The sequence below is a fragment of the Longimicrobiaceae bacterium genome (assembly GCA_035696245.1).
Classification (GTDB): domain Bacteria; phylum Gemmatimonadota; class Gemmatimonadetes; order Longimicrobiales; family Longimicrobiaceae; genus DASRQW01.
On sequence record DASRQW010000199.1, the window covers coordinates 1 to 12,290 of the forward strand.

The 12,290-nt window shown below is 71.4% G+C and carries 9 protein-coding genes; 1 reads left to right on the top strand and 8 read right to left on the bottom strand.

The annotated features are described in order from the left end of the window. From VFE05_09405 to VFE05_09435, 7 genes are all read right to left on the bottom strand, one after another. On the bottom strand, positions 1-730 hold a 730-nt coding region (locus VFE05_09405; protein ID HET6230273.1), incomplete at its 3' end, for a nitrilase-related carbon-nitrogen hydrolase. 176 nt (positions 731-906) lie between these two features. Beyond that, the gene (locus VFE05_09410) at positions 907-2,169 is read right to left on the bottom strand and encodes a hypothetical protein (protein HET6230274.1); all 1,263 of its coding nucleotides are present in this window, start codon (positions 2,167-2,169) and stop codon (positions 907-909) included. A gap of 121 nt (positions 2,170-2,290) precedes the next feature. Then, entirely contained in the window at positions 2,291-3,571 is a 1,281-nt protein-coding gene (locus VFE05_09415; protein HET6230275.1) for an NUDIX domain-containing protein, read from the bottom strand. A 302-nt stretch (positions 3,572-3,873) separates the two neighbouring features. Then, on the bottom strand, positions 3,874-4,164 hold the full coding sequence (locus VFE05_09420) for a hypothetical protein (protein HET6230276.1): 291 nt from the start codon (positions 4,162-4,164) through the stop codon (positions 3,874-3,876). Between the two features lie 89 nt (positions 4,165-4,253). Continuing rightward, positions 4,254-4,613 (bottom strand): YraN family protein, encoded by a 360-nt coding sequence (locus tag VFE05_09425; GenBank protein ID HET6230277.1) that lies wholly within the window; start codon positions 4,611-4,613, stop codon positions 4,254-4,256. A 16-nt stretch (positions 4,614-4,629) separates the two neighbouring features. Beyond that, the gene (gene aroF / locus VFE05_09430; GenBank protein HET6230278.1) at positions 4,630-5,661 is read right to left on the bottom strand and encodes a 3-deoxy-7-phosphoheptulonate synthase; all 1,032 of its coding nucleotides are present in this window, start codon (positions 5,659-5,661) and stop codon (positions 4,630-4,632) included. A 283-nt stretch (positions 5,662-5,944) separates the two neighbouring features. Then, positions 5,945-7,042, bottom strand: coding sequence for an MBL fold metallo-hydrolase (locus tag VFE05_09435; GenBank protein ID HET6230279.1), 1,098 nt, complete (start codon positions 7,040-7,042; stop codon positions 5,945-5,947). A 300-nt stretch (positions 7,043-7,342) separates the two neighbouring features. Between VFE05_09435 and VFE05_09440 the strand changes: the two genes are divergently transcribed. Next, positions 7,343-9,709 (top strand): TonB-dependent siderophore receptor, encoded by a 2,367-nt coding sequence (locus tag VFE05_09440; protein ID HET6230280.1) that lies wholly within the window; start codon positions 7,343-7,345, stop codon positions 9,707-9,709. A 513-nt stretch (positions 9,710-10,222) separates the two neighbouring features. On the opposite strand, the gene VFE05_09445 is transcribed toward VFE05_09440, so the two are convergent. Continuing rightward, positions 10,223-12,290: AAA family ATPase (locus VFE05_09445; protein HET6230281.1), on the bottom strand; the 2,068-nt coding region annotated here is incomplete at its 5' end.

Genomic DNA, 12,290 nt, shown 5'->3' on the forward strand with positions numbered 1-12,290 from the left:
TGGAGGCGATCAGGCCGCCGCCGTCGTAGATGATGCGGCCGGCCTCGTTGCCCATGAGGTTCGAGTACAGGTAGGCGACGCCGAACGCGCGCGAGCCCTCGATCACGAACCGCTGGCGGACCGCGAACTTGGCGAACGCGAAGTGGCTCGCCGACGGATTGCAGATGATGTCGACGCCGCGGAGCGCGAGGTCCATGCCCGGCCGGTTCGCGACCCACGCGTCCTCGCAGATCTCGAACCCGATACGCACGTCGCCGACCTCGAACACGAGGTCCCCGATCGGATAGCGCCGGATCGCGCCCTCCTCGTCGGTCCGCTCGAGCACGTCGACCTCGCCCGCCGGCCACGGCTTGAACCAGCGCGGCTCGTAGTGGATGCCGTCGCCGGCCAGGAAGCGCTTGGCCACGAAGCCCAGGATCTTGCCATCCGCGATCATGCACGCGGTGTTGAACAGCGCGTTCCGGTACGGCACCGGCATGCCGACGGAGACGACCATCCCCTCGGTCGCGGGCAGAATCTCTTGCAGCACCCGCCACGACATCTCCGGCACGCCGGGGCCGTGGAACGCGTCCTCGCACCCGTAGCCGGAGATGCACAGCTCGGGAAAGCAGCAGATGGATACCTTCTGCCGCCGCGCCGCCTCCAGCGCCTCCAGGATGTTGCGCTTGTTCTGCTCCCACGCCAGCGGCGTCTGGTTCACCACCGCCGCCGCGACTTTTATCAGCTTCAAGGTGCCTCCAGCCCAACGACGGGCGGTTGAAACCGCAGCAACGATCGCGCAAAGTCCCCCTGCGGGGACTAACCCCGGAACCTCCGACGAGGCTGAGCCGCGGACGCGCCCCGAACCCCAAACCCTCTCCCGCTTGCGGGGGAGGGTGCGAGCCTAAGCGAGCGGGAGGGGGCGCCTCAGATCGCCCGCGGCGTGCCGATCACCCGCGCCTCCGCGTCCACGCTCGCGAGGCGGGTCCAGTCGAGGCGGACGTGGCGCGGGTTGAGGTGCTTGCGGCGGCCGACCTTGCTCTCCGGCCGCCCATCTACCTCCACGATGTCGGCGGTGAAGTCGAAGTCGCTGAGCAGGCCGTTGGTGCCGCCGTTGTGCCCCAGCAAACTGCTGCCGATGCCGTACGCCGTGACCGGCAGCCCCAGTGCCTCGAACTGGCGGATCTTCGCGGGATGGAAGCCGCCGCTCACCACGATGCCCACGTCGCCGAAGCCCTCGCGGTGCAGCTCCGCGCGCAGCTTGCGCACCAGGTGCGGGTTCACGCCCGTCAGCTTCGCGCGCCCGAACAGCTCCGGATCGCTGATGAGCGAGCTGTCGATCAGCCGCTCGCTGGTGTCCACGCGCACGGCCGAGAGCGCGCCGGGCCCGAACTCCGCCTGCATGGCGCGGGCGACGGCGAGCGAGGTCGCCACCACGTCGTTGTCGTAGTCCACTAGAGAGACGACGGCCACGCCCGGCTCCTCTGCGCGCACGTAGCGGGCGAAGGCGAGCGTGGCGGCCACCGTGTCGCCGCCGAACGCCGCGATCATTCCGTGCGGCATGGTCCCCACGCCGCGCGCGCCCCACCACGCGCCGCCCGCGTCGCTGCTCACGCTGCTGGCGCCGCCCACGAGCGCCGCGTACCCGTCGGCCACCTGCCGCCGCCAGTCGCCGTGCCGCGCGGCCATGAAGATGACGGGCTTGCCGTTCGCCGCAGTGATCGCCGTGCTGGTGTTGGACGCGACGAGCGTCCGGTCCGCCAGCACGCCCAGCACCGGCGTCTCCAGGTGCGCGAAGGCGCGGTAGCGGCCGGAGATGAACATCACCGTCTCCCACTGCTCCGCGCCTTCGGTGTTGATGGCGTCGCCGTCCATCAGCGTGTGCACCTCCAGGTCGCGATGGTCGTATCCCTCGGCCACCTGCGTCTGGAGCAGGCGGATCACCTCGTACACGCCGGCCACCGTGCCCGTCTGCTTGGCGAAGACCTGCATGGTGACGACGGGGTCCAGGTCCGTGTGGCGCAGCGTGTTGGCCGTCCGCACGAAGTAGCGGTCGGAGAGCCAGCCGGTGCGGATGCGCGGGTCGAACTGGAACAGCTCGGCCGGGAAGCGGGCGAGCTGATCGTGCAGCGTGTCGGCGCGCGCCGGGCCAGTGGTCTCCAGGCTGGCCATCTCCAGGACTGTGCTCATGCGTGCACCGGAGGCGATTCCGCCGTGGCGGAGATGAATACGGACAGGGTTGTTCTCCTACTGAGAACAAAAGATGGCGGGCGAAGCCGCACCGCCTCGTTCTCACAACGAGAATACTCTTTCACCCGCGCCCCGTCAAGGACGTCCAGGGCAGGCGCATGGAAACTTCGAGCCGTGCGGCGATCACGCGCGGGCGGAACGCGAAGATCTGCGGATCGACCCCCGGCCCGCTCGACTCGCGCACGCTCCCCGTCGGCTCCACGATGGCCGAGCGTACGGACGACACCACGCGGCGGAAGTTGGGCCGGTGCAGCGGGCGCCCAGCCACGGCCTCGAACGCGCCCTGCAACTCGTCGAGCGTGAAGCGGTCGCCCACCAGCGCCTGCATCACGCGCGGCACGTACTTCAGCTTGCCGCGCAGGCGGCCCAGCGCGTCCGCCATCATCTCCCGGTGGTCGAACGCCATCGCCCGTCCCAACATCTCCTGTCCCGACGCCCCAGGTTCGGGAGATGCGGACCCGGCAGATGCCGCCTCGGGAGATGACGAGCCGGGCGATGCGGATTCGTTCCATCCGTCCGAGGACGCTTCGGTAGATGCGGGCTCGTCCGAAGCGGAGCCGGCCCACGCACGGCTGAGCGGCGCATCGACTGACGGAAGCTTCACGCGCCCCCATTTGTCGCGGTGGGCTTCCTCCAGCAGGCCGGCGTCGAAGAGCAGGCGGTGGCGTTCGGCGACCAACTCCTCGTTCCACTTGCCGGAGTCGGAGCCGAACGCGCGCTCCACGCGCTCCGTCCGCTCCGCGGCCTCGACGCCGCCCGCCGCGGCCCACCGCATAAGCGCCGCGCGTGCCGATGCGGCGGCGGTGCGCCCGCGGATACCGCGCAGATCTTCCCACGGCAGGTAGTCGTACACGCCGGCCCACGCGGCGCTGGCGGAATCCTCGCCGTCGTCGGGCGCCAGGTCGCGGCCTTCTTTGCGCATCAGCGCGAGATGGGCAGTGGTGACCACCCGCGCGCCGCGCTCCACCCATCGCCCGGCTTCCGTGTCCCACCGGCCTGCGAACTGGCGCGGGTCGCGGCCCAGGCGGCCGTACGTGCCCAGCTCCTCCACGAATCCCGCATCGTCCTGCCCCGTCTCTTCCCGCAGCTCGCGCCGCGCCGCCGCGCGCGAGTCCAGGTCCGTGCGCGCATCCACGAAGCCGCCCGGCCACGCGTCCAGCCCGCGGAAGGGCTCGCGCCCGCGCACAACCAGCAGCGCGTGCAGCGACGCCGTCTCGGCGTCGAGTGCGAAGCCCAGCACGTCGGCGGTCCAGCTGAACGGGTCGTAGCCGGACGCGTCGTACTCGGTCGCCCAGGCGGGCAGGTCGCGGTACTCGGGGTCGGGCTGCGTCTTCGGCGGCATCGGTATCGGTCTGGAGGGGCGGCGGCGCGGCCCCGGCGGCGGCAAGAAGCGTGTCAGCCGCGCCGGCATCGTACCGGAGGAACTGGGGAGATGCGCCGGCGTGCATCGCATCTCCCGTCCCGCCGCCAATCTCGCCCGCGGACGGCGGCGGGGGCAATAGACGCGAACCGCCATCCACCGGAAGCGGCGGATGGCGGACAGGCGAAAGCCCGAACCGGCCCAGGTGGCCGTCCGGAACGTTCAGAGCAGCGAAGTATCAATCGATAGTATCAGCAGACACGCGAAGGCCGCGCATCTCCCGCTCAGTCGGGGAGGCCGGCGCCGGTGAGCTGGGCGGGAGCGGGGGGCTTGGCGAGCACCTTCTCCAGGAACTCCACCTTCTCCGCCATGCGCGCGAGGTCGGCTTCCGTGGCGCCCAGGCGGTCCGTCGTGTGGCTCAGGCGCGCCTCGAGCGAGCGCACCAGCTCGGTGTCGCCGCCGCGCGGGTTGCCGGACGAGATGCGCGCCGCCACCGCCTTTGCGAGGGGACGGAAGACGGCGACGCCCGAGCCGAGCACGAGGGCCATCGCGATCAGGTCACCGGGATGCATCATGGGCGGGGCTCCAGGCGAAAGGTCGGTGAGAAGGAGGCGGATGCGTCGCGGAGGAAAGCTGCGGTAGATACGGGCTGAGGCGCCCGGTTTCACATCCGCCAGGCGTCTTCCACGTGGTCGATCACGGGCTCGCCGCCGCCGCGGACGAGCACGGAGACGGCATCGAAGCGGTAGGTGTCGCCGGGCGCGCCGTTGCGCTCGATCCAGGCGCCCGCCACCTGCTGGATCTCGCGGCGCTTCTTCGCGGTGATGGCCTCCAGCGGGTGGCCGAAGCCCAGGCCGGCGCGCGTCTTCACCTCCACGAACGCGACGACCTCGCCGCGGCGCGCGACGAGGTCGATCTCCTTGTGGCCCAGCCGGAAGTTGCGCGCCAGCACCGCCCACCCCGCGGCGGACAGGTGCCGCGCGGCGATCTCTTCGCCGCGGTCGCCGAGGGGCTTGTTGGACATGCGCGGCGGCGGCGGGCTACACCAGCTGCGGGGCGAGCGTGGGCGCCAGCTCGCGGCCGATGGCACCGGCGATGGCCGCGATCTGGTCCATCAGCTCGTCGAACTGGTTGGGGAAGAGCGACTGCGCGCCGTCGCTCATCGCGCGCTCCGGGTCCGGGTGCACCTCGATCATCAGCCCGTCCGCCCCGGCGGCGACCGCGGCGCGCGCCATGGGGATCACCTTGGCGCGGAGGCCCGTGCCGTGGCTGGGGTCGGCGATGATGGGCAGGTGCGAGAGCGAGTGGACCACGGGGATGGCGGTGAGGTCCAGCAGGTTGCGCGTGTGCGTGTCGAAGCCGCGCACGCCGCGCTCGCACAGGATCACCTGCCCGTTGCCCTCGGCCAGGATGTACTCGGCAGAGAGCAGCAGGTCCTTGACGGTGGCGGCCATGCCGCGCTTGAGCAGCACAGGCTTCCCCGCCCGCCCGGCGCGCCGCAGCAGCGAGAAGTTCTGCATGTTGCGCGCGCCGATCTGCACCACGTCGGCATATTCGGCGACCAGATCGAGGCTCTCGGAATCGAGCGCCTCGGTGACGATCGCCATCCCCGTCTCCTCGCGGGCCTTGGCGAGCAGCTTCAGGCCCGCCTCGCCCATGCCCTGGAACGAGTACGGCGACGTGCGCGGCTTGAAGGCGCCGCCGCGCAGGATGGTGGCACCGGCCGCGCGCAGCCGGTGCGCGATGCCCACGATCTGCGCCTCGGACTCGACCGAGCACGGCCCGGCCATCACCACCACGTCGCTGCCCCCGATGCGGGTGCCGTTGGCCAGCTCCACGATGGTGGGCTCGTCGCGCCACTCGCGCGAGACCTGCTTGTACGGCTGCGAGACGTGGATGACCTGCATCACGCCGGGCAGCGACTCGATCCGGTCGGAGTTGACCTTGCCGTCGTTGCCGACCAGGCCGATGGCCGTGCGCTGCTTGCCGGGGATGGGCGCGGCTTCGTAGCCCAGCTCGCGTATGGTGGCGACGACGCCGTCGATCTCCTGCGGCGTCGCGTCGTGTCTCATGACGACCAGCATGTCGGAACCCTGAACTGCGGGCGGAGAGTGAGGTTGCGACCCGGAATCTACGCGCTGAGCCATCTCGCGTCTACGGTTCCGCGCCGCCGCCTCCGCCGTCCGGCGCATGAACCGCGTTCGGGAGATGCGGGGCTGTCGATGGCCGGCCGTGCATCTCCCGTCCCCGCCTCTTCGTCGACGACGATTCAAGTCCAAACCCGCGTCCGGCAACCACGTCGGGTTTCGGGAGATGCGAAGCAGCCGACGCGGTACCGGGCGGCCGCTCGCCGTCTCAGTGCGGCGCGGGCGCTTCGGCGTAGGCGCGGGCGACGGCGGGAGCGAGGAAGAACTGGCGGAAGAGCACGTTCATCCACTTGTCGTCGCCCGCGATGGCGCGGCGGTCGGCTTCGAGCGTGACTTCGCGGGCGGCCTGCTCCGCGGTTTCGCCGCGGGCTTTCGCGGACGCCGTGCCGTTGCAGATGGCCGTGAGCATGCGCGCAACGCGGACCACGTACGAGTCGTCGTGCATCACCGGCCCGTGCCCCGGGACGATGGTGGATGCGCCCAGCGCGGCGACGGAATCCAGCGCGGCGATCCACTCCGCCGGATACGAGTTGAAGGCGAACGGCACAGGCGCCACGACGAGGTCGCCCGTCGCGACGATCTTCTCGTCCGGCAGCCAGACCACGGCGTCGCCGCGCGTGTTGCCGCGGCCGAACCAGCGCAGCACCACCGTCCGTCCGCCGCCGGTGAGCACCAGGCGGTCGCGAAACGCGATCGTGGGCAGCGTCTCGCGGAAGCCGGGCGCCTCCGCCACGTACCGCCCGCCGATGCGGGACGCGCTGGTGAGCGCCGCACGCTCGCTGGGCGAGATTGCGGTGCTGTCCGCGCCCAGCCCCTGCGCCATCAGCCGGCGGAGGCGGGCGAGGAACGCAGGGATGCCCTCCACCTGGCCCGTGCGGTTGTCGCGGCCCAGCGTCGCCAGGTCGGCGCGGGTGTTCTCGTGCGCGATGAACTCCACGCCGGGAAAGCGCTCGCGGTACACCTGGTTGCCCGCGGTGTGGTCGTCGTGCCAGTGCGTGTTGACCACGTAGCGCACCGGCTTGGGGGTGATGCGGCGCAGCGCGCCGATCACGGCAGACGTCGCGGCGCGGGTGAACTGCGCATCCACCACGACCACGTCGCGCTCACGGACGATGAAGACGCTGTTCGACTGCACCGCCAGCGACTCCGGCTCGCGGCGGATCACCGCGTACACGTCCCGCCCGATCCGCTGCACGTCGAACCCCTCGGCCACCGCGGTGCCGCTTCCCCGCCCCGCATCTCCCGCCTGCGCCGCGGCTCTGTGCGACCCCTGCATCAACCCAAGAACCACCACCGCGCCGCTCATCCACCGAGCCGCAATCCGCATCGTGCGGGCGCCCCGCTTCTCATCTCGCATCTGAGAATCCCCTCTCTTTTGTGTCCAAGTCCTGGCCCTCACATCCGCATCTCATCTCCGATCTACGCCAGCGCAGCCGATCCGACATTCGTCCGACGAACCGCATCCGCTTGCACAGTAATGCGTTGCGATAGCCGGATACGTGAAGACGGGCAGCTGCGCTGAAGAAGATGCTTGCGCGTCCCGGAGCAGGAGCTTACAATGTGAATGAGAATCGTTCTCATCCACTTCTCCTGATCTCGGTTGTCCATGCGTCTGCTCGTGCTCGCCGCCGCCGGCTGTGCTCTCTGCGCTGCCTCTCCCGTTCGCGCCGCCACTCGCACCTCCACCCCCACGCCGGCTCCGGCCGCCGCGGTGGACACCACGTCGCGCATCCGCTTCGAGATCCCCGCGCAACCGGTTGCCGACGCGCTGGGCGAGCTGTCGCGGCAGGCGCGCCTTCGCGTGCGGCTGGACGTGCGAGGGGCCGCCGGAGTCCGCTCGAAGCCCGTCTCCGGCTCCTTCACCGCGGCCGAGGCGCTGCGCGTGCTGCTGGCGGGCACCGGCCTGCGCGCCAGCTTCGCGGACGGGCAGACGGCGCTGGTCACGCGCGAGGACGCGGGCACCACCGTGTACGCGCTGACGCCCATCACCGCCGCGGGCGCCCGCAGCCGCGGCTACGCGACGACGCGCACCACCACGGCCACCAAGACCGACACGCCGCTGCGCGACACGCCCCAGTCCGTGAGCGTCGTGCCCCGCGAGCTGATCGCCGACCAGGCGATGCAGGGCATGGCGGACGTCGTGCGCTACGTGCCCGGCATCACCATGGGCCAGGGCGAGGGCCACCGCGACGCGCCCACCATCCGCGGCAACTCGTCGACCGCGGACTTCTTCGTGGACGGCGTGCGCGACGACGCGCAGTACTACCGCGACCTGTACAACGTGGAGCGCGTGGAGGCGCTGAAGGGCTCCAACGCCATGATCTTCGGGCGCGGCGGCGGCGGCGGCGTGCTGAACCGCGTGAGCAAGGAGGCGCAGTGGGCCCCCACGCGCACCCTCACCTTCGAGGGCGGCTCGTTCGGCCACAAGCGCACCATGGTCGATGCGGGCCAGGGCCTGGGCACCGCCGTTGCGGCGCGCGTGAACGGGATGTACGAGCATTCGGGCGGCTTCCGCGACCGCGCGGACCTGGAGCGCTACGGCGTGAACCCCACCCTCGCCGTCGCGCTCGGCGCGTCGACGACGGTGCGCGCGGGCTACGAGCGCTTCCACGACGAGCGGTTCGTGGACCGCGGCATCCCCTCGTTCCAGGGCCGCCCGTCCCAGGCCGGCATCACGACGTTCTTCGGCAACCCGGACGTGAACACGTCGCACGTGAGCGTGAACGCGGCCACGGCGGGCGTGGAGCACGTGTCGGGCGCCGTGACCATCCGTGACCGCGCGCGTTGGGCGGACTACAACAAGTTCTACCAGAACAGCTACCCGGGCGCGGTGAACGCGGCGGGCACGCAGGTGGCGCTCTCGGCCTACAACCAGACCATCGGCCGGCGCAACCTCATCAACCAGACCGACGTGATCGTGGGCGGCGCGACGGGCCCAGTGAGGCACACGCTGCTCGTGGGCGCCGAGGTGGGCCGCCAGGAGAGCGACGTGAAGCGCGAGACGGGCTTCTACAACAACACGGCAACCAGCTTCCCCGTGCCGTTCGACGCGCCCACCGTGGCCACGCCCATCACCTTCCGGCAGAGCGCGACCGACGCGGACAACCGGACGGTGGCGAACGTGGCCGGCGTGTACGTGCAGGACCAGGTGGCACTCTCGCCGGCCGTGCAGGCCATCGGCGGGATTCGCTACGACCGCTTCGACCTGGGCTTCCACAACAAGCGCACGGGCGAGGACCTGTCGCGGCGCGACGGGCTGGTGTCGCCGCGCGCGGGCCTGGTGATCAAGCCCGTTGCGCCGCTTGCGGTATACGGAAGCTGGAGCGTGTCGTACCTGCCCAGCTCGGGCGACCAGTTCGGCTCGCTGACGGCGACCACGAAGACGCTGGAGCCGGAGCAGTTCACCAACCGCGAGGCCGGCGCCAAGTGGGACGTACGCCCTAACCTGTCGCTCACCGCGGCCGCGTACCGGCTGGACCGCACCAACACCTCCGCGCCGGACCCGAACGACGCCACCAAGACGGTGCAGACGGGCAGCCAGCGCACCACTGGCGTGGAAGTAGGGGCCACGGGCACCGTCACGCGGTTCTGGCAGGTGGCGGGCGGCTTCGCGAGCCAGCGGGCGCGCATCGTGAGCACGACGGCGGCGGCGAAGGCGGGGCAGCGCGTGCCGCTGGTGCCGCACCAGACGCTGTCGTTCTGGAATCGGTTCCAGGTCGCGGAGCCGGTCGGCTTCGGCATCGGCATCGTCCGCCAGTCGGACATGTTCGCCGCCATCGACAACACCGTAACGCTCCCCGGCTTCACCCGCGCGGACGGCGCCGTCTTCCTACGCCTGGGTGCGTCGCTCGGAGCGCAGGTGAACGTGGAGAACGTGTTCGACACGCGCTACTACGCCACCTCGCAGGGCAACAACAACATCATGCCCGGCGCCACGCGCACGCTCCGCATCTCCCTGACCGCCCGCCACTGAGCGAGCGCCTGCGTAAGCGGAAGTCGTTCACGACGCCGGATGTAGCCTTCGCGGCCACATCCGGCGTCGCCGCATCGGCCGCGTGACGAATTGTAGTTGCAGGTGGTAGATGCGGCGCGTGCGACGTGACGAGCCGCAGATGGACGACGTGAGATGCGGACCGGCGGGGCGAGCTGAGGAGTTCTCGGGAGATGAACGGCGGGGGATTCGGGAGATGCGTCGCGTGCGAGAGGTGCCCCCTCCCCCGGCCCCTCCCCCGCAAGCAGGAGAGGGGAGAACAGCTTGCGGGGAAAGGAGTTATGCGCGCATCGCGTCTCTACGGTATGTGCCGCGCCCAAGTGTCCCCCGCGCGGGCTTCACCGAAGCACAGCGGAACCCCAACCCTCTCCCGCTTGCGGGGGAGGGTGCGAGCCTAAGCGAGCGGGAGGGGGCACCTTCCCCGACGCGAAAACCCTCCCCGCGTGTCCGTGGAAGAGGGTTGGTGATCTACCGAAACCGTGGCGACCCGTCGCTTCAGGCCACCCGCTCCCCGAAGTTCCACGTCCCTTCTAGCTCCACGCTCACGATGGATGAGACGCCGGGCTCCTCCATCGTCACGCCGTAGAGCTGGTCCGCGGCTTCCATCGTCCGCGTGTTGTGGGTGATGACGATGAACTGCGTGTTGGCCTTGAAGTCGTTCAGGAGCTGGATGAAGCGCCCCACGTTGGCCTCGTCGAGCGGCGCGTCCACCTCGTCGAAGAGGCAGAAGGGCGACGGCTTCACCAGGTAGATTGCGAAGACGAGCGACAGCGCGGTCAGCGTCCGCTCGCCACCGGAGAGCAGGTGGATGCGCTGCGTGCGCTTGCCGCGCGGGCTGGCGTGGATCTCCACCGGGCTCTCCAGCGGGTCGTCCGGGTCCGCCAGCCACACGTCGCACTCGCCGCCCTGGAAGAGCGAGAAGAAGGTGCGCTTGAAGTTCTCGCGCACCACCGTGAAGGTCTCCATGAAGACCTCGCGCGCCGTCTTGTTGATCTGGCGGATGGCGGATGCCAGGTCGTCGCGGGCCCGCGTCAGGTCGTCGCGCTGCTCGGTGAGGAACGTCAGGCGGCGCTCCTCCTCCTCGTGCTCTTCGACGGCGAGCATGTTGATGGGGCCCAGCGCCTCGACTTGCCCGGCCACCTCGCGCACCTCGCGCCGCCAGCTCTCGGCGTCGCCCTCTTCCACCGGCCGCGCCTGGGCCTCGAGCACCTCCCACGGCTTCGCCCACTCCACCTCCACCCGCTCGCGGGCGCGCACGAGCCGCGAGTCCAGCTCCGCGCGCTCCAGTTGTAGGCGATGCCGCTCCTCGGAACGCTCTCCCTCACGGCGGCGGGCCACGCGGGCGCGCTCCTCGGCCGCGTTCGCCTCCGCCTCGACCTCCGCCAGGCGCGCGTCGAGGTTGGCCAGATCGGCCGCCTCGCGGTCGCGGTCGCGGAAGAGGGCTTCCACCTCGCCGCCCGCCTGCTCGCGCACGCCGGATAGCCCCTCCAGCGACGCGCGAAGCTCCGCCGCCTCCGCCTCCAGCGTCCCCGCGCGCCGCCGCGAAGCCTCCGCTCCGCCGGACGCCGCGCCGAGCGCGCGCTCCGTCTCCCTCAGCTCCCCCTCCGCCCGGGCGACGGCGACGCGCAGCTCCGATTCCTCGTCGCGCGCCTCCTCCCACCGCGCATCCAGCTCCGCCAGCCCCTCGCCCGCCCGCAGCGCCTCGGCGCCAGCGGAGTTCGCGGCGGCGCGCAGCTCGGCTAGGCGCGCATCCACCGCGCCCATCCGCTCCGCCGTCTCCGCCAGCGCCTTCCGCGTCGTGGCGATGCCGGCGACGACCTCCTCGCGCTCGCGCTCCAGGCGCGTGCTGCGGTGCCCGTGCGCGGCGGTCTCCGCCTCCAGCCGCCGCAGCTCGGAGTCCGCCGTGCGGCGCATCTCCTCCGCCTCGCGGGCCCGCTCCTCCACGTCCGCCAGCGACTCCGCCAGCGCGGCGCGCTCCGCCACGGCGCGGTCGCGCACGGCCTCGGCCTCGTCGCGCTCCGCCCGCAGCCGCGCCAGCGCCTCCCGGCGCGCGAGGATGCCCTCTCCCGAGACCGGCTGGCCCAGGCGGATCACCCCACGCGAATCCACCGTGTCACCGATGGAGTCCACCCGCGCGCCCTCCGCGTACGTCTCCAGCGAGTCCTCTCCCGCGACGACGACGAGGCCGGCGAGGAACGCATCCACCCAGGCGCCTCCCTGCCCCACCCCGGCGACGCCGGCCGCACCGCCGGCATCCACCGCACCGCGCACGCCCGGCGCATCCAGCGGCAGCAGCAGCAGCGTGCCGCCGCCTTCCCACTCGCCGCGGAACCAGCCGCGCACCGCCCGCGCGACCGCGAGGTCTTCCACCACCACGGCCTGGAGCAGGGTGCCGAGGAACGACTCGACGGCAGATGCGGACTCCGCGTCCGCCGCGGAGGCGCGCACGAAGTCCGCGAGCGGCCCCAGCACGCCGGGGAAGTGCCCGCGGATCGCCATCAGCGCCGCAACGGCGGGCGAGAAGCCCTCGTAGCTGCGCTCCAAGGCCTCGCGCGCGGCGACC

Bases quoted from the DNA above. Each gene is read 5' to 3' on its own strand.
- VFE05_09410 (HET6230274.1), bottom strand. From the start codon at position 2,169: ATGAGCACAGTCCTGGAGATGGCCAGCCTGGAGACCACTGGCCCGGCG.
- VFE05_09415 (HET6230275.1), bottom strand. From the start codon at position 3,571: ATGCCGCCGAAGACGCAGCCCGACCCCGAGTACCGCGACCTGCCCGCC.
- VFE05_09420 (HET6230276.1), bottom strand. From the start codon at position 4,164: ATGATGCATCCCGGTGACCTGATCGCGATGGCCCTCGTGCTCGGCTCG.
- VFE05_09425 (HET6230277.1), bottom strand. From the start codon at position 4,613: ATGTCCAACAAGCCCCTCGGCGACCGCGGCGAAGAGATCGCCGCGCGG.
- aroF (HET6230278.1), bottom strand. From the start codon at position 5,661: ATGAGACACGACGCGACGCCGCAGGAGATCGACGGCGTCGTCGCCACC.
- VFE05_09435 (HET6230279.1), bottom strand. From the start codon at position 7,042: ATGAGCGGCGCGGTGGTGGTTCTTGGGTTGATGCAGGGGTCGCACAGA.
- VFE05_09440 (HET6230280.1), top strand. From the start codon at position 7,343: ATGCGTCTGCTCGTGCTCGCCGCCGCCGGCTGTGCTCTCTGCGCTGCC.